The sequence below is a fragment of the Thalassobacter sp. genome (genome assembly GCF_982993085.1).
In genome coordinates, this window is sequence record NZ_CEZFMW010000061.1 from 1 (window position 1) to 20,726 (window position 20,726).

17 protein-coding genes and 1 pseudogene are annotated in these 20,726 nt (G+C 59.2%); 15 read left to right on the top strand and 3 right to left on the bottom strand.

Going from position 1 to position 20,726, the window contains the following annotated elements:
* Positions 1-1,210 (top strand): guanine deaminase (gene guaD / locus AC4GMC_RS10770; protein ID WP_488082504.1); only part of this gene is annotated, 1,210 nt, incomplete at its 5' end.
* Positions 1,211-1,326: 116 nt separating this feature from the next.
* Here the strand turns inward: guaD and AC4GMC_RS10775 are convergent.
* Positions 1,327-2,238 carry a pirin family protein gene (locus AC4GMC_RS10775; RefSeq protein WP_487876657.1) on the bottom strand — a complete coding sequence of 304 codons (912 nt, stop codon included), beginning with the start codon at positions 2,236-2,238 and terminating at the stop codon, positions 1,327-1,329.
* A gap of 164 nt (positions 2,239-2,402) precedes the next feature.
* On the opposite strand from AC4GMC_RS10775, the gene AC4GMC_RS10780 reads away from it, so the two are divergent.
* The 3 genes and pseudogenes from AC4GMC_RS10780 (at position 2,403) to AC4GMC_RS10790 (ending at position 5,474) form a co-directional block, all read left to right on the top strand.
* On the top strand, positions 2,403-3,356 hold the full coding sequence (locus AC4GMC_RS10780) for an NAD(P)-dependent oxidoreductase (protein WP_487876656.1): 954 nt from the start codon (positions 2,403-2,405) through the stop codon (positions 3,354-3,356).
* Positions 3,357-3,391: 35 nt separating this feature from the next.
* Positions 3,392-3,898 (top strand): hypothetical protein, encoded by a 507-nt coding sequence (locus AC4GMC_RS10785; RefSeq protein ID WP_487876655.1) that lies wholly within the window; start codon positions 3,392-3,394, stop codon positions 3,896-3,898.
* 259 nt (positions 3,899-4,157) lie between these two features.
* Positions 4,158-5,474 (top strand): annotated as a pseudogene (locus AC4GMC_RS10790) (FAD-dependent oxidoreductase).
* Positions 5,475-5,517: 43 nt separating this feature from the next.
* Here the strand turns inward: AC4GMC_RS10790 and AC4GMC_RS10795 are convergent.
* On the bottom strand, positions 5,518-6,957 hold the full coding sequence (locus AC4GMC_RS10795) for a Glu/Leu/Phe/Val family dehydrogenase (RefSeq protein ID WP_487876654.1): 1,440 nt from the start codon (positions 6,955-6,957) through the stop codon (positions 5,518-5,520).
* Positions 6,958-7,235: 278 nt separating this feature from the next.
* Here AC4GMC_RS10795 and AC4GMC_RS10800 point away from each other — a divergent pair, with 278 nt between their 5' ends.
* From AC4GMC_RS10800 to AC4GMC_RS10830, 7 genes are all read left to right on the top strand, one after another.
* Complete coding sequence (locus AC4GMC_RS10800) at positions 7,236-8,867, top strand: pilus assembly protein TadG-related protein (RefSeq protein WP_487876653.1); 1,632 nt, start codon at positions 7,236-7,238, stop codon at positions 8,865-8,867.
* Complete coding sequence (locus tag AC4GMC_RS10805) at positions 8,867-9,430, top strand: TadE/TadG family type IV pilus assembly protein (RefSeq protein ID WP_487876652.1); 564 nt, start codon at positions 8,867-8,869, stop codon at positions 9,428-9,430. Before AC4GMC_RS10800 ends, AC4GMC_RS10805 begins: the two co-directional genes overlap by 1 nt.
* 3 nt (positions 9,431-9,433) lie before the next feature.
* Positions 9,434-9,997 carry a TadE/TadG family type IV pilus assembly protein gene (locus AC4GMC_RS10810; protein ID WP_487876651.1) on the top strand — a complete coding sequence of 188 codons (564 nt, stop codon included), beginning with the start codon at positions 9,434-9,436 and terminating at the stop codon, positions 9,995-9,997.
* Between the two features lie 131 nt (positions 9,998-10,128).
* On the top strand, positions 10,129-11,379 hold the full coding sequence (locus tag AC4GMC_RS10815) for a sarcosine oxidase subunit beta family protein (protein ID WP_269079707.1): 1,251 nt from the start codon (positions 10,129-10,131) through the stop codon (positions 11,377-11,379).
* Between the two features lie 82 nt (positions 11,380-11,461).
* The gene (locus tag AC4GMC_RS10820) at positions 11,462-11,737 is read left to right on the top strand and encodes a sarcosine oxidase subunit delta (RefSeq protein ID WP_487876650.1); all 276 of its coding nucleotides are present in this window, start codon (positions 11,462-11,464) and stop codon (positions 11,735-11,737) included.
* Positions 11,734-14,658: a sarcosine oxidase subunit alpha family protein gene (locus tag AC4GMC_RS10825; RefSeq protein WP_487876649.1), complete on the top strand. Its 2,925-nt coding sequence runs from the start codon at positions 11,734-11,736 to the stop codon at positions 14,656-14,658. Before AC4GMC_RS10820 ends, AC4GMC_RS10825 begins: the two co-directional genes overlap by 4 nt.
* Entirely contained in the window at positions 14,651-15,163 is a 513-nt protein-coding gene (locus tag AC4GMC_RS10830) for a sarcosine oxidase subunit gamma (RefSeq protein WP_487876648.1), read from the top strand. The genes AC4GMC_RS10825 and AC4GMC_RS10830 overlap by 8 nt, the downstream gene beginning before the upstream one ends.
* Here AC4GMC_RS10830 and AC4GMC_RS10835 read toward each other — a convergent pair.
* The gene (locus AC4GMC_RS10835) at positions 15,160-15,636 is read right to left on the bottom strand and encodes a Flp family type IVb pilin (protein ID WP_487876647.1); all 477 of its coding nucleotides are present in this window, start codon (positions 15,634-15,636) and stop codon (positions 15,160-15,162) included. The two genes, AC4GMC_RS10830 and AC4GMC_RS10835, sit on opposite strands and share 4 nt — an antisense overlap.
* 246 nt (positions 15,637-15,882) lie before the next feature.
* On the opposite strand from AC4GMC_RS10835, the gene dnaG reads away from it, so the two are divergent.
* From dnaG to AC4GMC_RS10855, 4 genes are all read left to right on the top strand, one after another.
* Positions 15,883-17,892: a DNA primase gene (dnaG, locus tag AC4GMC_RS10840; protein ID WP_487879311.1), complete on the top strand. Its 2,010-nt coding sequence runs from the start codon at positions 15,883-15,885 to the stop codon at positions 17,890-17,892.
* A gap of 101 nt (positions 17,893-17,993) precedes the next feature.
* A complete protein-coding gene (rpoD, locus tag AC4GMC_RS10845) occupies positions 17,994-19,997 on the top strand; it encodes an RNA polymerase sigma factor RpoD (protein ID WP_487879310.1) in 2,004 nt (667 codons plus the stop codon).
* Positions 19,998-20,021: 24 nt separating this feature from the next.
* Entirely contained in the window at positions 20,022-20,417 is a 396-nt protein-coding gene (locus AC4GMC_RS10850) for a GIY-YIG nuclease family protein (protein WP_487878794.1), read from the top strand.
* Positions 20,418-20,439: 22 nt separating this feature from the next.
* Positions 20,440-20,637: an HlyU family transcriptional regulator gene (locus AC4GMC_RS10855; RefSeq protein ID WP_487878793.1), complete on the top strand. Its 198-nt coding sequence runs from the start codon at positions 20,440-20,442 to the stop codon at positions 20,635-20,637.
* The last annotated feature ends 89 nt before the right edge of the window (positions 20,638-20,726 follow it).

A 20,726-nucleotide genomic window follows, 5' to 3' on the forward strand; every position in this document is an offset into this window, starting at 1 on the left:
CCATGAACGCCGCGGCGCTGTGGCGATTGCGCAGGGCAAAATCACAGCCGTGGGCCCCGCCGACGACATCCGCGCCGCCTATCCGGACGCCCTCGTGACGGACCATGGCGCGGGCCTAATTGTGCCGGGGTTTATCGATGCCCACGTTCACTATCCCCAAACCGCGATCATCGCATCATGGGGCAAACGGTTGATCGACTGGCTCAACACCTACACCTTCCCCGAGGAATCGCGTTTCGTGGACGCGGGCTACGCCGCTGACATCGCGGGCCGCTACATGGACCTCGCTTTGGCGCACGGTACGACGACCATGTGCAGCTACGCCACCATCCACCCCGCATCTGTCGATGCCTTTTTCACTGCGGCCCAATCGCGGGGCCTTCGGGCGCTGGCGGGCAAAACCTGCATGGATCGCAACGCGCCCGACACCCTGCGGGACACGGCCCAATCCGCCTATGATAATAGTAAGTCGCTACTTACCAAGTGGCATAACCAAAACCGCCTGTCCTACGTCATCACGCCCCGGTTTTCTCCGACCTCAACGCCGGATCAACTCTCGGCTCTTGGCGCACTTTGGGCCGAACACCCCGATTGCCTGATGCAGACGCACCTGTCTGAACAAGTCGACGAAATCGCATGGGTCCAAGAACTGTTCCCAACGGCGCGTGACTACCTCGACACCTACGAAGCGCACGGCCTGCTGGGGCCCGGCGGGGTCTATGGTCACGCCATCCACCTAACGGATCGCGAAATTGACCGCTTGGCAGAGGTCGACGCAGCCCTCGTTCACTGCCCCACCTCCAACACGTTCATCGGCTCAGGCCTGTTCAACATGGCCCACGCCCAAACCCATCGGGTCGGTCTGGCCACCGACACCGGCGGCGGGTCGAACTTTTCGATGTTGCGCACAATGGCCGCCGCCTATGAGGTCGCGCAACTGCGGGGCCAAGCGCTCCACCCCGCACAGCTAATGTGGTTGGCCACGGGCGGCAGCGCCCGCGCCCTGCGGCTAGAGGATAAAATCGGCACCCTTGCCCCAGGGTATGAGGCCGATCTGGTCGTCCTAGACCTCGCCTCAACCCCGGCAATCGCACAGGCGACCAACCGCGCCGAGGACATATGGCAGGCTCTGTTTCCCACCATCATGATGGGTGATGATCGGGCCATATCCGCGACCTACATCAACGGGCATCTCTACAAGGCCCTCTGACGCCGCCGCCTCCTTTGTTCCCCAAATACTCACCTTAAGCGGCGCAGGCCGCGCACGCCCAAAGGGACGTCCAAGCGGTCCCCGCCCGAACGCCCCAATGGCATATCAAGACCCGGCTAGTGTGCCGCTTTGATAAACGTTCCGTTGCGCAGTTCGCGCATCGCCTGCATCAGCTCTTCTTGTGTGTTCATCACAATTGGGCCGTGCCACGCGACAGGCTCTTCAATCGGCGCGCCCGAGATTAAAAGGAACCGCACGCCCTCAGGGCCCGCCTGCACCGTTACCTCATCGCCTGTACCAAACCGGATCAGGGTGCGATCACCAGAAAGGTCACGAATATTGACCTCTTCACCCATCACTTCCTTTTCCAACAAAACACCCTCAGGCTTGCTGGCATCGGCAAAGGCAGCAGCCCCTTCGAACACATAGGCAAACGCCCGGCGGTAGGTATCAATCCGGAACGTCTTTTTGACGCCCGCAGGCACAAACACGTCCAGATATTGCGGGTCCGCCGCAATACCGTCGACCGGGCCGCGCTTGCCCCAAAACTCACCAACAATCACCTTCACCTGCGTGCCATCATCATCGATGACAACGGGAATATCGGCGGCCGTGACGTCTTGGTACCGGGGCGCGGTCATCTTTTGGCTGCTGGGCAGGTTGCCCCACAACTGAAATCCGTGCATCTGCCCACGCGCGTTTCCATGGGGCATTTCTTGGTGCAAGATGCCGGATCCTGCGGTCATCCATTGCACGTCGCCTGCACCCAATGTGCCGACGTTGCCAAGGCTATCGCCATGCTCAACCGTGCCGTTCAACACATAGGTGATCGTCTCGATCCCGCGGTGCGGGTGCCAGGGGAAACCTTTTTCAAAATGCGCCGGAATGTCGTTGCGAAAATCGTCAAACAACAGGAACGGGTCCAGCTCGCTTGGGTCTTGGAAGCCAAAAGCGCGATGAAGGTGAACGCCTGCCCCTTCCATCGTGGGTTGGGCTTGGCGGGTTTGGGTCACGGGACGTACAGACATGAGATAACTCCTTGCTATCGGTTGCCCCCAAAATAACCATCCGACGCTCCGGCAAAAGAGGGCGAAACTCCACGGGGTCTGTGCGTATTTGCAAAGTGTCGCTCAGTGGCGCGCACAGGACCCCGAATCGCACGACGTTTCCCAAAACAATGAAAGGGATGGCCATGAAAATCGGCTTTATTGGACTGGGTAATGTGGGTGCCAAACTGGCGGGGTCGCTTGTGCGCAATGGTCAGGATGTGACCGTGCTGGACCTTGATCCAGAAAAGGTCCGCACCTTTACCGAGCGGGGCGCCAAATCCGCCGCGACCCCAGCCAAGCTGATGGAAGCGTGCGACGTGGTAATCACCTGCCTACCCTCACCCACTATCTGCGCCGAAGCCGTTGAGGGCCCCGATGGCCTGCTAAGCGAGGTAACTGCAGGCAAAATCTGGCTAGAGATGTCCACCACCGACGCCACCGAGGTCCAGCGCCTTGCGGCCAAGGTCACGGCAGCGGGCGGTGCCGCCGTGGACTGCCCCGTTTCGGGGGGCTGCCACCGGGCGGACACGGGCAACATATCGATTTTTGCGGGCACGGACCGCGCGACGTTTGAGCGGGTCTTGCCGCTGCTCACGATCCTTGGGCGCCGCGTTCTGCACACAGGCGGTGTTGGCACGGCCTCCCAGCTGAAAGTCGTTACAAACTACCTTGCGACAGTTAACCTTGTCTCCTGCGCGGAGGCCTTGGTGACCTGCAAAGCCGCCGGTCTTGATTTGGCCACCGCCTACGAAGCCATCGCGATTTCCTCGGGGACGTCGTTTGTGCATGAAACCGAAAGCCAAGTCATCCTGAACGGATCGCGCGATATATCCTTTACGATGGATTTGGTCGCCAAGGACATCGGCCTGTTTCAAGCCATCGCCGAAGCCCATGACGTGCCGCTCGAAATCTCACCGCTTGTGAACCAAATCTTTGCCGATGGGATCGACCGCTTTGGCCCGCGTGAATTGTCGCCCAACATCATCAAACGCCTAGAAGAGGCCACAGGCCTTGACGTGACCGCCCCAGGGTTTCCCGCAGAAATGCACGACGATGAACCCGAGGAACGCGGCGGCGAAGTTCATGTGCGTCGCTAGTTGTGCATTCCCCGCCATCCGTGCAGAAGGGGGGAATGAACACCACGCCAGAGACCCTGTTTGAGATCCAAGCCTCCGAGCCGCGCCGCATTTTTGGCAGCGTGGTTTTGGGGCTTTTGGGCACGCTTTTGATCTATACCGCGCTTGCCACTCCGCCGCGCGACTTCATGTTTCAGCTGCTGTTGTTTGTGGTGGGCATCGTGTCGTTGGTGGCAGCTGTGCGCGGCTGGCGTGCTGGGGGACGGCGCATCTTGCTCCGCTCGGACGGATTATTTGATGATATGGGCACGCCGATCGCCCCCTTGGATGAGATCGCCTCGGTCGATCGGTCATTGTTTGCAGTGAAACCTGCGCGCGGCTTTTTGGTCCGGCTACGCGACCCTGCCCCGCGGGCATGGCAACCCGGCATGTGGTGGCGCGTGCGTCGTCACGTGGGCATTGGGGGCGTGACCAATGGATCGCAAACCAAAATCGTGGCAGACGCGCTATCGATGATGGTCGCGGACCGGGATAAGGCACCTGAGACCCTGACCGACGAATAGGTCAGGGCGGCTGACTGAATGTTGTGCACGCGCAACAATAGGTCAGCATACATTACTGAAAAGTAACGATAAATTAACGTTTCGCGCATCACGTCAACCACCAGATGTGGGGTGGTGACCGTGGATGATGTGGCCGTGGCCTTCTGGTTGGCTAAAGGGTGCTGTGCCACTTGGTGCGGATCATCCAATGCGACCTTGACCCCAAAGAAAAGGCAACACAGGCTTTTACCGACGGATTGAAAGCGGCCTTGGGGGATGGATGAGCGTACGGGATGAGCAGACGGATGTTCTGGTGATTGGCGGCGGTACCGCCGGGTTTGGGGCTGCGATTGCCGCAGGGCGACAGGGCCTGCGCGTCACCTTGTTAGAAGCAACGACCAAAATTGGTGGTGTCATGGCGTTTTGCCCCGGGATGCCTTGGGGCGGCGGGTAGCCGCAGGATCAAATTATCGGCGGGTTGATCGAAGAACTTACGGAGCGGTTGGCCAGCCTAGAGCCACCTGCGGCGGTAAAGCGGCCTTGTACGCTAGAAAACTTTGGGCCTGAGATTATCTATGACCACGATATCGCGACCCTTACGATGTTTGAGATGTTGGAGGAGGCCGGTGTCCGCATCCGACTGAGCGCGATGGCGCTAGAGCCGGTTATGGAGGGCGATACCATTGCGCGCGTTTCGTGTTGCGACCGAAACGGAGCCTTCACCATCACACCCAAGATGGTCATCGATTGCTCGGGCGACGGAGATATTTCGGCAAAAGCGGGCGTGCCCTATGCGTTGGGCGACGCGTCGGGCAACACGATGGCCGTGACGATTTCGTTTCACATAGTGGGCGTGGATTGGGGGGCGGCATTCGCCGACCCAGACCCCTATTTTGAGACCTACGCCGCACGCGGCATCGCAGAAGGCCGCCTGCACCCGGACCTTGCAAAGCTGTATTTGATGCGCGGATTTCACGAGGGCTCGGTGTTTTGTAACTCGGTCCATGTGCGGGGTGTGGATGGTACGGACCCGGTCGCCGTGGGGCGTGCCACGCAAGAAGGCCGCAGGCGGTGCTATCAACTTGCGCAATTGTTGCGCCGCGACGTGCCGGGGTTTGGTGGGGCGCATATGGCAATGCTCTCGCCGACCGTGGGCGTACGAGAAACCCGCAAGTTAGAGGGCGTTTACCGCATCACGGGCACCGATCTGGCACGGGCGACCAAGTTTGCCGATGGGATCGTGGCCTGTGACAACCCGATTGATGACGTGATGCGCTCGGACGGGGATATGACCCATGATGCGGCGATCGAGGCGGGCAATTACTATACCATTCCGTTCCGCGCGTTGATCCCTGCGAAGGTAACCAACCTGATGTTTGCAGGGCGCATTTTGTCGGCGGATCCGGTGGCATTTGCCTCGGTTCGGGGGATGCCGCAATGCATGGCCATGGGTCAGGCCACGGGCGTGGCCAGCGCGCTCGCATTGCGCGCAGGTGTGCCGGTGCAGTTGGTGGATACTGACGCCTTGGTCGCGGAATTGGCGCACCAAGGAGTGAACCGATTGGCCGTGCCCTGCCGTACGCCAGAGGTGGCCTAGCCCTGAGGACATCCCGGCCCCGTATTGGGGCCGAGATTTTGGTCTATAGCCCTTTGGCCGTGTAGCTTTGCGCGACCTTATCGATCGCCACGAGGAACCCAGCCGTGCGTAGGTCCGTCACCTCATCGCGGCTGTGCCACACCTCTCGCATGGACTGGTAGGCGGTGCGCATCGTATCATCGAGGCCCGAGCGTACCAGTTCTAATTCATCGGCACCTTTCAAGTACTTATCCTTGAAACCCGGTGACAGTTTCCAGTCGACACCGCCGGAGGTGGACAACCGTTCCAGTTCATCAATGACGAGTTGGTGGCGGGCCTCTTCTTGGCGGCGCTGCATCCGGCCAAACCGAATATGGCTGAGATTTTTGACCCATTCAAAGTAGCTGACCGTGACCCCACCGGCGTTGGCATAGAGATCGGGAATGACCACGCAGCCCTTTTCGACGAGGATATCGTTGGCGGCTGCCGTGATCGGGCCATTTGCGGCCTCAATGATCAGGGGGGCTTTGATGTAGCTTGCGTTTTTGAGGTTGATGACCCCCTCCAGCGCAGCGGGGATCAGGATATCGCACTCAGCCTCAAGCACGACTGCGCCGTGTTCTACGAACTCGGCCCCTGCAAAGCCTTTGACGCCGCCGGTCTCAACGATGTGGGCGCGCACGGCCTCAACATCTAGGCCCGTTTCCGAAACCAATGCGCCGTCACGCTCAATCACGCCGGTGATGATGGCGCCGTCTTCAACCTGTAGGAAATGCGCCGCGTGATAGCCCACGTTGCCCAAGCCCTGCACGATCACACGTTTGCCTTCGAGCGAGCCGGTTAGCCCAGCCTTGGCCATATCCTCGGGGTGGCGGAAGAATTCGCGCAGGCCGTATTGGACACCGCGGCCCGTGGCCTCGACCCGGCCTTGGATGCCGCCCGCATTCAGCGGTTTGCCCGTCACACAGGTGCGCGCATTGATGTCGGTGGTGTTCATGCGGGCGTATTGATCCGCGATCCACGCCATTTCGCGCTGGCTGGTGCCCATGTCGGGGGCGGGCACGTTCTGGGACGGGTTGATCAGGTCGCGTTTGATCAGTTCGTACGCGAAGCGGCGCGTGATCTGCTCCATCTCATGGGCATCCCACTTGCGCGGATCGACGCACAGACCGCCCTTGGAGCCACCAAAAGGTGCCTCAACCAGCGCACATTTAAAGGTCATCAGAGCGGCAAGCGCCTCAACCTCTTGTTGGTCCACGGCGAGGGCATAACGGATGCCGCCTTTTACCGGTTCCATGTGTTCCGAGTGGACCGAGCGATACCCAGTGAACGTTTCGACCTGCCCGCGCAGGCGCACACCAAAGCGCACAGTATAGGTCGCGTTGCACACCCGGATTTTCTGTTCCAGCCCCGGCGGCAGGTCCATCAGCGCCACAGCACGATCAAACATAAGGTTAACGGATTCCTTGAATCCTGGCTCATTGGCCCCTGCTGGTCCCGTCATCGTACCCTCCCTTGCAACCTATGGTATGTTAATTATTGAGACTAAACTCATAAGGTTTACTCAAAGTAAAGCTTCTGTTGGATCAACGCGTAGCGCAACAGAGTTTGCGAACGGGCCTGTGTTGTTTCTCATTTAAGGAAAATGCCGCGAAACCGCCCTATTGAGCGCCTTAAAATCGCCATGTGCCCCCCGCACCCTTCAGCTGTCGCAAGAGGTGCGCACATGAGACATCGGCCGGTCCGACGTCACTGCGCGCCCATGGGATGGAGGGTATTGCCGTGAAGACCAACGAGACCGATCAAACCACCACATCTGACGCGCCTTGGCGTGGGCTGCGCCACGATTTGCAGCGATTTAAGCGATCCGAGCGCGGTTCGATGGTGATCTTTGGGCTGATGATTATGATCTTGATGCTGGTTGCCGGCGGCATTGCGGTGGACACGATGCGGTACGAAGCCAACCGCACCAAGCTGCAAAATACGCTGGACCGTGCTGTTTTGGCGGCGGCGTCCTTGGATCAGGATTTGGACCCGACGCTTGTTGTGACGGACTACTTCGCCAAGGCTGGGTTGCAAGACTACACGCTGGATGTCGACGTAGAGCAGGACGCCGTTGGATCGTACCGAAAGGTGACGGCGGAGGCGAGCATCGACGTCAACTCATTGTTTTTGCATATGGTTGGGATTGATAGCATCAACGCCCCGGCCACTGGTACCGCCGAGGAGCGGGTGCTGAATGTTGAGATTGCCTTGGTGCTGGATATCTCCGGGTCCATGGGGAATTGGTCGCCTACGGGTGGCACGTCCAAGATGCAGTTGATGAAGGACGCCGCGACCGAGTTCGTGAACACGGTGCTTGTGGATGAACAAAAGGACCTCGTGTCGATTTCGGTCATTCCCTACAATGGCAAGGTGAATGCGGGCACATTGGTTGCGAACCACTTCAACTTTACGAATGAGCATAGCTTTTCGAATTGTATCAACTTTTCGGAGGCTATGTTCTCAACCACCACGATTGATCCGCTGTCCCCCCTGCCGCGCATGGGGCATTTCAACAAGGACAGTTCGTCCGGGTCGATGACGAATCCGTGGTGCCCGACAAGCGAATACGGCGCGATCATCCCATGGTCTAACAATAAGACCACAATTAATACTGCGATCAATGGGCTGAACGCCAACGGTTGGACGGCGATTGATGTTGGAATGAAGTGGGCCTCAATCCTGATTGACCCCTCAACCCAAGCCAATTTATCCGCGATGGCCGTGGCCGCGCCCGCCAGCGTTGACCCAATTTTTGCGGGCCGCCCCGTGGCGTATGACGACCGCGACACGATCAAGGTGGTCATCTTGATGACGGATGGCTCTAACACGAACCAATATGACCTGAAGGATGAATTCAAATCGGGCCTGTCCAATGTGTGGATCTATGAACGCACCGGCCAGTCACCGCAGTTTTCGTACTATATTCCCGAAAACGACAGCTACCGGGACCCATGGGATAACACCAATTATTCAACACCAATTGGGGGAAGCGGCGCCCGGCAAATGAGCTACGTGGAGTTGTGGAGCCGGTACAATGTCCGCTGGGTCGCCAACAACATTTACCCTACGAATAATGGTGCAAGTTCCCCGTACAACTGGAAAAATCGCATCCGCAACGCTGTGGCGCAACACGGTGGGCAGACAGTGGGCGACCGTCGGTTGAACGCGATCTGCACCCAGACCAAAGCGCAAGCGAACCGCAACTTGGTGATTTTTTCCATCGCGTTTGAGGCCCCGCCCAGCGGTGAGGCCGCCCTGCGCGACTGCGCCAGCACACCAAGCCATTATTACGACGTGAACGGCTTTGAAATTAACGAAGTCTTTGCGGCCATCGCGCAAACCATCGGCCAGTTGAGGCTCACGCAGTGATGCGCCTTGGCGATCATATCTCACGCTTTTTGCGGCGTGATGACCACGGGGGGGCGACGGTCGAGTTTGTGATCGTGTTTCCTGCGTTCATCATGATTTTCATCATGGCGTTTGAGGCTGCGATGCTGTTGGCGCGGCAGGTTATGCTGGACCGGGCCATTGATCTGGTTGTGCGCGACATCCGGCTGGGCACGGGGCTGACCATCACGGAATCTGTGATCCGCCATCGGATTTGTTCCAACACTGTGGTCCTGCCGCATTGCGACGCGACGCTGAGCGTGGAAATGACCGAAGTATCCTCTGCCAACTATGTGATGCCACGGTTCGACCAGCCCTGCGTGGATGTGTCAAACGCGGTACGACCCCTGACGTGGTTTGAGCAGACAACGCCCAACATGATGATCGTGCTGCGCACCTGCTATGTGGTTGAGCCGTTTTTCCCCACATCGCAATTCGGCCTCGCGCTGACACGCGATACGAACGGACTTTTGTATATGACGTCCGCAACCGCCTTTTCGAGCGAGCCGATTGCCGGCACCGCCAGCCTGCCCGGAGGGACCTAAGCCATGCGCAAATTTGTCATGTCCTTTTGGCGCCGCGAGGATGCCGCGATCTCGACCGAGACTGTGATCATCATGCCGATCCTGTTTGTGACGCTGATCCTGTCGTTCACGTTTTTCGATGCGTTCCGGCGGTATAACCTGTCGCTGAAGGCGGCCTATACCATCGGCGATATCCTGTCGCGGCGGCCCATTGTGACCGCTTGGGATTTTGAAGGTTTGGCAAACCTTTATGAGTTTTTGACCTTTGAGAATGGCGAGCCATGGCTGCGCTATAGCGAGGTGCGGCGCGGTGATGTCGGATATGAGGTCGAATGGTCATATGCCACCGACGGCAACGCGGTGCGCGACACCAATTCCATCTCAGCGCTGTTGGCGCGTATGCCCGTCATGGCCGTGGGCGAGCGGGTCATCGTGGTCGAAACCTATTCGACCTATACCCCGCCCCTGAACATCGAATTGCCCACTCAGAACTTTGAAAATATTATCGTAACGCGACCCCGTTTCGCCTCGTTTTTGGAGTTCGATCAGAGCGTCGCCCTGCCCGCAGCACCGGTCGGCACGTATTAACCCGACTTAACCCGACGTCCCTGTAACATCACGTCGGACTTTGACCGCATGATGTCGCGGATCGGCGGGGTATTGCGCTTCGCTTCGTTAGGGTGTGTCATACAATTTGATGACACCTCTGCGGGGACCTAATGCGCTATTCAGCATGGCAAATTCTCAAGCAAGGGCTGACCGGGAATACCGGTTGGCAGCCGCATTGGCGTTCGCCCGAACCCAAAGCCGAATATGACGTCGTGGTAATCGGTGGCGGCGGGCATGGCCTGTCCACGGCCTATTACCTGGCCAAAGAGTACGGGATCACCAATGTGGCCGTGCTTGAAAAGGGGTATATCGGCGGCGGCAACGTGGGCCGAAACACCACGATTGTGCGTGCAAACTACGGTATTGATGGCAACTCTGAGTTCTATTCCCACTCGCTCAAGCTGTGGGAAGATATGGAGCAAGAGCTGAACTACAACACCATGATGAGCCAGCGCGGCATCATCAACCTGTTCCATTCCGACGGTCAGCGTGATGCATTTGCCAAGCGCGGCAACATGATGATTTCGCAGGGCGATGACGCGATCATGCTGGGCCGTGATGAGATTCGTGAAATGCTGCCCTACATCAGCTACGACAACCCGCGTTTCCCGGTTTATGGCGGGCTGTATCACCCCCGCGGCGGCACCGCGCGGCATGATGCGGTCGCATGGGGGTTTGCGCGCGGCGCGGACCAGCGCGGCGTCGACATCATCCAGCAATGCGAAGTCACCGGTATCGACATTGAAAACGGCGTAGTGCGCGGGGTGCAAACATCCCGCGGGCCAATCCGGGCCAAGAAGGTTGCGATTGTTGTCGCTGGCCGGTCCAGCCAAGTCGCTGCGATGGCGGGCATGCGCCTGCCCATCGAGAGCCACGTTTTGCAGGCCTTTGTGACCGAGGGTCTTAAGCCTTGTGTTGATCACGTGATCAGCTTTGGCATGGGGCACTTTTACCTCAGCCAGTCTGACAAGGGCGGCCTGGTGTTTGGTGGCGACATTGATTTCTATGCCTCGTACGCGTCGCGCGGGAACCTGCACATGGCTGAACACGTGATGGAGGCGGGCATGGCCCTGATGCCGATGATCGGACGCGCCAAGGTGTTGCGATCATGGGGCGGAATTATGGATATGACGCCCGACGGCTCGCCGTTCATTGACCGGACCGAGACCGAGGGGCTCTTTATCAACTGTGGCTGGTGCTACGGTGGCTTTAAGGCGGTGCCCGGTTCGGGCAAGTGCTTTGCCCATCTGATGGCAACGGGTGATTATCACCCCGCCGCCAGCAAGCTGCGCCTTGATCGGCTCGCGCGCGGTCATGTCATCGACGAAGAGGCCACCGGGTCTCAGCACAATTTGCATTGATGATTATGCGTGCCCCCATACAAACTGCCCAGCGCGTGTCGTTTGGCTGCGTCCTTCTTTCTCAAGCCCACGGGAACGTCCCATGCGCATAACCTGCCCCCTTTGCGGCGACCGTGATCGCCGGGAATTTTACTACATGGGTCATGAGACATATCTCAATCGCCCCACTGCTGATGCACCGCTTTCTGCGTGGGACGCTTACTTGCACCTGCGCGATAACCCTGCGGGCGACACCCAAGAGCTGTGGCAACATGAGGCGGGCTGTGGCGCGTGGGTCGTTGTGACCCGCAATACGGTCACCCATGAGGTCAAAGGATCAGAACTGGCCGAGACCTACCGCCGGGAGGTTCGCACATGAGAATTGATGGCAAGGGCCGGGTGAATCGCGCCGAAGAAGTGCTGTTCCAATTTGATGGCAAATACGTCCGTGGATATGCGGGCGACACCGTGGCCTCCGCCCTTTTGGGCAAGGGTGAGCGGTTGATGGGGCGCAGCTTCAAATACCACCGCCCCCGTGGTCCGCTGACAGCAGGCTCCGAGGAGCCAAACGCCCTGATCACGGTAGGCAGCGGCGCGCATCAAGACCCCAACGTTCGCGCCACTGTGCAAGAAATCTACGACGGGCTAGAGGTATTTTCGCAAAACGCGTGGCCCTCGCTCAAGACCGACGTGATGGGGATAAACGACCTAGCCGCACCCTTCTTGGGGGCTGGTTTTTATTACAAGACGTTCATGTGGCCCAAAGCGTTTTGGGAAAAAATCTATGAGCCAATCATCCGCCGTGCGGCTGGTTTGGGTGGGCTTTCCGGTGAGGCGCACCCCGACGATGCCGAGCGTGCCTTTGCGACCTGTGACGTTCTGGTTATTGGCGCGGGTCCTGCTGGTTTGATGGCAGCACTTACGGCGGCGCAATCCGGTGCGTCGGTCATTTTGTGTGATGAGCAGACCGAGGCCGGTGGCCGACTGCTGTCGGAAACCGTCGAAGTTGATGGCAAGCCCGGCCCTATCTGGGCCGCAGAGATGGTTCAAACCTTGCGTGATCTGGGCGTGCGGATCATGACGCGGACCACGATCACGGGCGTATTTGATGGCGGCACTTACGGCGCTCTAGAGCGTGTAAGTCACCACTTACCAAGCCCTTCTGCCGACCTGCCACGTGAATGTTTCTGGCGTATCCATGCCCGTGGCGCCGTGCTGGCGGCAGGTGCGTTGGAACGGCCGATTGCCCACCCGATGAACGACCGTCCGGGTGTCATGCTGACCTCAGCGATGGCCAGCTATCTGAACCGCTGGGGCGTCACCCCCGGCAAGCGGATCGTGCTGTTCACCAACAACGACAGCGCGCATGCGACGGCCAAAGACCTTGCGGACGCAGGCATCGAAACAACCGTAGTCGACGCCCGCAGCGGCATCGCCCCAAGCGGTGATTACCTTGTGCATGCAGGAGCAGAGGTCATTAACACGCGCGGGCATCTGGGCCTGCGCAGCGTCAAAGTCCGGCAGGGCACGCGCGAATGGGACATCGAAGCCGATGGCCTTGGCCTGTCTGGCGGCTGGAACCCTTCGGTGCACCTGACGTGCCACATGAACGGACGCCCCACGTGGAACCCCGAGATCCACGCCTTTGTGCCCACCCCCGGCGCCGTGCCGGGACTAGAGGCCGCAGGCGCCGCCATGGGCAACTTCTCAACCCACGGCGCGCTCAAATCCGGGATCTTCCGAGCGCGCAAAGTGCTAGAACGCTTGGGCCTAAGTCCTGCATCCATCAAGACGCCCGTGGCTGACGATACGCCCCTCGGGCTCGCGCCGCTTTGGGCAGTGGATGCGCCGGGACGTGCGTGGCTCGATTTTCAGAACGATGTAACCACCAAGGATGTGCGCCAAGCGGCCAAGGAAAACTTCCAATCGGTCGAGCACATGAAGCGCTACACGACCCAAGGCATGGCCACCGATCAGGGCAAGTCATCCAATGTGGGCGCGCTTGCGGTTTTGGCCGAGGCCACGGGCCGGGACATTCCCGGCACCGGCACAACGACCTTCCGCCCGCCATATGTGCCCACCGCGATCGGTACGATGGGCGCGGGCGCAAAGGGCAAAGGCTTTGCACCTGAACGGTTCACGACATCCTATGCCAATGCGCTGCAAATGGGCGCGCCGATGATTGAGGCGGGCCTTTGGTATCGCCCCAGCTATTTCCCCCGGACAGGCGAAAAGACGTGGCGCGATGCCTGCGACCGAGAGGTCAACATGGTTCGCGACGCCGTGGGTGTGGCCGATGTCAGCACGCTGGGTAAGATCGACATTCAGGGTCCAGACGCCGCCAAGCTGTTAGATTTTGTCTATATCAATACGTTCTCAACACTCAAACCCGGGCGCGTGCGCTATGGGGTGATGCTGCGCGAGGACGGTTTTGTCATGGATGATGGCACCACCGCCTGCATCGCGCCGGATCACTATGTCATGACGACAACGACGGCGGCAGCTGGCAATGTCATGAAACACCTTGAGTTCGTGACCCAAGCCCTGCACCCCGAGTGGGATGTGTCGATCATCTCGACCACCGAGGCGTGGGCGCAATTCTCGGTCGCGGGGCCAAAAGCGCGCGACCTGATCAATTCGCTGACGGACACGAAGGTGGATAACGACAGCTTTCCCTTTATGGCCTGTGGCGCGATTGATGTGTTGGGCGTGACGGGTCGTTTGTTCCGGATTTCGTTCTCGGGCGAACATGCCTATGAGATCGCGGTACCTGCGCGGTATGGCGCGGCCCTCTGGCGGGACCTTGTTGGTCGGGCCGAATTGCTGGGCGGCGGAGCCTACGGGATGGAAGCACTCAACGTGCTGCGCATCGAGAAAGGTTTTGTCACACACGCCGAGATTATGGGCCGGGTTACGGCCCGCGACATCGGCATGGGCCGGATGATTTCCGCCAAGAAGGATTGCATCGGCAAAGCCGCGGCCAGCCGCCCCGTTCTGATGGCCTCGCGTGAGGAATTGGTGGGTCTGCGTCCCGTGGACCCCACCACCAAGATCGACGCAGGCGGACACCTATACAACATCGGTGACCGCGTGCACCGCGAGACCGACCAAGGCTATGCGACATCCGCCTGCTATTCGCCAACGCTACAGACCTACATGGCGCTGGCCTTTGTGCGGGACGGAACCGCGCGCATGGGCGAGCGTATCCGATTTGTGGACCGGTTGCGCGGCGTCGACACGGAGGTCGAAATTTGTCACCCCGTATCCCTAGACCCCGAAGGAGGGCGTGCCCGTGGGTAATCTGATTGCAACCTCCGCTGCATTGGGTCTGTGCCCGGTCACCATTGGTAATCTCACGCTTACGGAGCGCACACCAACCCTGACCTCCGTGTCACCGTTCAAAGGCAAGAAGACCGCCGTGCGCAAGGCGCTTGGGCATTGGCCTGCCCCGAATGAAGCGAGGGGAAATGTCCTGTGGGCGGGTCGCAATTTGGCGTTTGTGGTCGGGGAATGCGCTGATCTGGCGGGGCTTGCGGCCACAACCGATCAGTCTGATGCATGGGCGGCGCTTACTCTTGAGGGCGACGCGCTTGAGGCTGTCATGGCACGGCTAACGCCGCTTGATATAGGTGCAATGGATGCCGGTACCACGGCGCGCGGGCTATTGGGGCATATGTCAGCGCTGTATCACCGGACGAAAACCGGGATGGATATTTATGTGTTCCGGTCCATGACACATACGGCTGTTCATGAAATCACGCATGCCATGACCGGCGTCGCGGCAAGGGCGGCATTGAACGCCTAGGTCGCGGGGGTTGGCAGCGGTGTCGGAACGCCTGCGTGCGGATCTTCGTCACGTGCTTCCATCGCAACATCGATGAGCCTGACTTGATCGCGGGCAAGCGGCAAGTTGCTGTAGCTGGCATCAGCCGCGCGGGTGTTCCACGTGCGGTGCTGGTTGCGTAATTGATTTTCGGTGAGGGCATCCAACAACCGTGCGACGCGACGGTCGCGGCGGCTATTGGACATCACTTCCATCTCAAGCGCCTGAGCAACCTCTACCGGAGATCGCCCAAAATTACGGGTTTCATAGAACCGGTGCTCACGGGTGAATTCCTCATTCAACATCGCAGTGTTGGAATCCAACCCCGACCCTACAACCGCCGTTGCCGCCAGCGCGATGGCCACCAGCCCTCCGGTCAGGAGGGTCCATTCGACCGTTATTGCACCGGATGTGTCATGCCAAAAATGGGTCAGGTGGGCTTTGATGACAGACATGAGACGCATCCTTATCGGTGTGGCCCCTGAAGGGCATTGATCCTTTTTCGCGCGGCGGCGTGGCGGTGGCACGCCGGGATCAGGGCAATTTTATGAAAAATGCAGGCACTTCGATGGCGCAATAGCCCCGATCAAAGGCTTTTGGTGCACCGGCGCGCAGGAATGCCCGAAATACTTGGCATTAGGTCCCTGCAATGGGTCGCGGGTCATCTGGACACGGAGCCAAGCGCATGGGACCATAGGGGCATGAGTCTCCCGCCCGGTTTTCTTGATGAATTACGCACGCGACTGTCCCTGGCGGATGTCGTGGGTCGAAAGGTGATGTGGGACACCCGCAAGTCGAACCAAGGCAAAGGCGACTGGTGGGCCCCATGCCCGTTTCACCAAGAGAAATCCGCCTCGTTCCACGTGGATGATCAAAAGGGTTATTACTATTGCTTTGGCTGCCAAGCGAAGGGCGACATGATCACCTTTGTGCGCGAAAGCGAGAATGTCAGCTTTATGGAGGCCGTCGAGATTTTGGCTGGTGAAGCCGGGCTTCCAATGCCGGCGCGCGACCCCAAGGCACAAGAAAAATCCGACCGCGCTACCCAATTGGCCGAGGTCATGGACCTAGCGGCGCGGTGGTTCCGGCTACAGCTAAATACCGGGGTGGCTGCGGATGCCCGCGCCTATCTTAGCCGCCGGGGCTTGGATGCCGCCACGATTGACCGTTTTGAAATCGGATTTGCCCCCAATGGGCGTGATGGTTTGCAAGCCGCGCTTAAGGGCAAGGGCGTGCCACAAGAGCTGATCGAGGCCGCAGGGCTGGCCAAAACCCCAGACGATGGCCGCAGCCCCTACGACACGTTCCGCGACCGCATTCAATTCCCCATTCGCGATCCGCGCGGGCGCTGTGTGGCATTTGGGGGGCGCGCGATGGCCGCAGATGCGCGCGCCAAATACCTCAACTCGCCTGAGACCGAATTGTTCAAGAAATCCTACACGCTCTACAACCACGGGCCAGCGCGCACCGCTGCGGGCAAGGGTCAGCCGCTGGTTGTGGCCGAGGGGTACATGGATGTCATCGCCCTAAGCCAAGCGGGATTTGAGGCGACGGTCGCGGCCCTTGGCACCGCAGTCACACAAGAACATTTGCGGATGTTGTGGCGATTTGAGGACGAACCGGTTTTTGCCATGGATGGCGACAAGGCTGGCGTGCGGGCAGCCTATAAGGTGATCGATCTGGCGCTGCCGATCCTTGAGGCGGGCAAATCCGTTCGCTTTGCCCTAATGCCAGAGGGGCGCGACCCGGACGATGTTCTGCGCGCCGAAGGGCCTGAGGCGATGAAGACCCTGCTGGGCGGCGCCTTGCCGATGGTGCAATTGCTCTGGCGCCGCGAAACAGCGGACAAGAATATCGATAGCCCCGAGCGGCGTGCGAAGCTGGACAAGGACCTGCGTACCGTCCTGCGCAGCATCCAAGACCCCTCGATCCGGGCGCACTACGGCGATGAAATCGCGCGCCTGCGCGAAGAGCTTTTCGGCCCCCGCCCCTCCAGAGACGGACAGCGCAATGAGAGCGGCAACTTTGGCGGTGGCCCGCGCCGTGGCGGGCCTAGCGGTGGTGGTGGGCGTGGGAATTTTGCGCGCTGGCAGGAGCCGCAGGCGCCTGTGGCCTCCACCAAAAGCTCAGCGTTGGCACAAAGTTCGACACATGAAACCTCTGAGATCTTGCTAGAAGGGGTCGTTCTGACCGCACTGGCCGCGCACCCCGCCCTGATCGACAGCCACGCCGAGGCGTTGGAGCAAATGAAATGGGTTGGGCCCGGTCACGAAGTACTGGCCAACGCGCTGTTGTGGTGGACAAAAGAGGCCAGCGATAACCCCGAAGCCTATTTCATGGCGACAGGCACCGCGCAGACCCTTGAAACTTTGCGTGCTTCACGCCACATCCAACTGAGCCCCGCTTTGCGCCAAAAGGCACAGCCAAGCGACGCGGCCCCGTGCATCATGGACGCTCTGACAAAGCTAGAGGCGCGCCGGGGTCATCGTCAGGAGTTGAGCGAGGCACTAGAGGATCTTCGGGCCAAAGCGGAGCCTAGCCCCGCGGACGAAGCCCTTACCTGGCGCTTGAATGAGGCCAACCAGACGCGCGCTCTTGCTGATCGTGCTGTTCTGCCTAATACCGGTGTTGACGCGGAGGACAGTGCGTCAATGTCAAATTATCTCCAGAATCTTCTCGATACGAAGGTTTGGGAAAAGAAAAAACGCTAGCAGCGGGTGCGCTTCCCTACGATTCGCGGTAATGATTCGAACAACCAGACCGTGCGAATCATTTCCGCCCACGCCCGCCCCGCAAGCTCCAGGAGCGCTCCATGGCCGCTAAAGACACCAACGAAGATCAAAAAACTGACCAGCAGGACGGCGATATCGCGATCGATATGAGCCAAGCAGCGGTCAAAAAGATGATCGCCGAAGCCCGAACCAAGGGCTACGTGACCTATGACCAGCTCAACGCGGTGCTCCCGCCTGAGCAAGTGTCCTCCGAGCAAATCGAAGACGTGATGTCGATGCTGTCCGAAATGGGCATCAACATCATCGAAGCCGAAGAGGCCGAGGACGGCGAAGAAGACGGCAAGTCCGGCTCCACCGCTGTGGTCGAAGTTGCGGGCAACCGCGACTTGGCCATTGGCGCAACGGGCGGCGAAAAGCTGGACCGCACCGATGACCCGGTCCGCATGTACCTGCGTGAAATGGGCTCGGTTGAGCTGTTGTCCCGTGAGGGCGAGATCGCGATTGCCAAGCGCATCGAGGCTGGCCGCAATACAATGATCCTTGGGCTGTGTGAAAGCCCCCTGACATTCCAAGCGATCACGATCTGGCACGAAGAACTTCTGAACGAAGACATTCTGTTGCGCGACGTGATCGACCTAGAGACCACCTTTGGCAACGCCATGGGTGACGAAGATGACGTTGAGCCCGTAGTCGCCAACGCGCCGGCCAATTCATCTGAGGCGCCCAAGCCGCAGGAAGAAGCCGCACAAGAGCTGGACGCCGACGGCAACCCGATCCGCCGCGATGACGACGAAGACGAAGACGATCAGGCCAACATGTCGCTGGCCGCGATGGAAGCCGCGCTAAAGCCGCAAGTGCTGGCCGCCCTTGAGCGGATTTCAGACGACTTTGCCAAGCTGTCCGAAATGCAGGACCTGCGGATTTCCGCAACACTCAACAAAGACGACACGTTCTCGCAGGACGATGAGGCTGAGTATCAGCACCTGCGCTCTGAGATCGTTGAGCTGGTGAACGAATTGCACCTGCACAACAATCGGATCGAGGCTTTGATCGACCAGTTGTACGGCATCAACCGCCGGATCATGTCGATAGACAGCGGCATGGTGAAACTGGCTGACCAAGCCCGTATCAACCGCCGTGAGTTCATCGAAGAATACCGTGGCCACGAGCTGGATCCCGGCTGGGTTGACCGCATGTCCGAAAAATCCGGGCGTGGCTGGCAGATGTTGCTTGAACGCTCTCGCGATAAGGTCGAGCAATTGCGCGCTGACATGGCGCAGGTCGGCCAGTACGTCGGCGTCGACATCAACGAATTCCGCCGCATCGTGCAGCAGGTCCAGAAGGGTGAAAAAGAAGCCCGGCAGGCCAAGAAGGAAATGGTTGAGGCGAACCTGCGTCTCGTGATTTCCATCGCCAAGAAATACACCAACCGCGGGCTGCAATTCCTTGACCTCATCCAAGAGGGCAACATCGGCCTGATGAAGGCCGTGGATAAGTTTGAATACCGTCGCGGCTACAAGTTCTCGACCTACGCGACGTGGTGGATCCGTCAGGCGATCACCCGCTCAATCGCGGATCAGGCGCGTACGATCCGTATCCCGGTCCACATGATCGAAACGATCAACAAGCTGGTCCGCACGGGGCGTCAAATGCTCCATGAAATTGGCCGCGAGCCAACACCAGAGGAATTGGCAGAAAAGCTGCAGATGCCTTTGGAAAAGGTCCGCAAGGTGATGAAAATCGCCAAGGAGCCAATTTCACTTGAAACACCGATTGGCGACGAAGAAGACAGCCAGCTTGGCGACTTCATCGAGGACAAGAACGCGGTTCTGCCGTTGGACAGCGCGATTCAGGAAAACCTGAAAGAGACGACAACCCGTGTTCTCGCCTCACTCACCCCGCGCGAAGAGCGCGTGCTGCGCATGCGCTTTGGGATCGGCATGAATACCGATCACACGTTGGAAGAAGTCGGCCAACAGTTCAGCGTGACGCGCGAACGTATTCGTCAGATTGAGGCGAAGGCGTTGCGTAAGCTTAAGCACCCGTCGCGGAGCCGCAAACTGCGGAGCTTCTTGGATCAGTAAGACGTCGGAACCAAGGTCGCCTCGATGGATATTGTCTATATTCTCACCAACGAGGCGATGCCCGGCTTAGTCAAAGTCGGCAAAACGACGGCTGATCTTTTGGGTCGGATCAGGGCGCTGGCCTCTACCGGCGTGCCTCTTCCGTTTGAATGCTTTTTTGCAGCCGAGGTTGCGGACTGCCACCTCGCTGAAAAGCTCATCCACGACGTTTTTGATGACCATCGCGTTCGCAAAAACCGTGAAGTCTTTGAGGTCGCGCCCAAACGGATTGCCTCAGCGCTCAAGCTCGCCGCGATCCGTGAGATCACCCCAACCGGCCCCATTGTTCTTGAACCTGACGATGCCGCCTTGAAGACGCTGACTAATCACATTGGAACTTTAGCCCATGTCTCTCCTCTCCCAACTATTCGGAAAATCTGATCCCAAGCCTGCGGAGCCTGTGATGTATGAGGGGTATACGATCACGCCTCAGCCGATCAAAGAAGGACATGTCTATCGTTTGTCGGCGATGGTCGAAAAGGACGGCCAGAGCCACCACCTAATCCGCGCCGATACGTTGCCCTCAGTTGAGGCCGCGCATGAGGCCGCGATTGAAAAGGCCAAGCAGGTGATTGACCAACAGGGCACGCGAATGTTCTGAACCCGCACGCGCTGTGGTTGCATTTCTCTCGAACGATTGCGTGTTTCGCGGGATGGTGGGCACAGATTTCATCTGATCGTGGGCAGTGA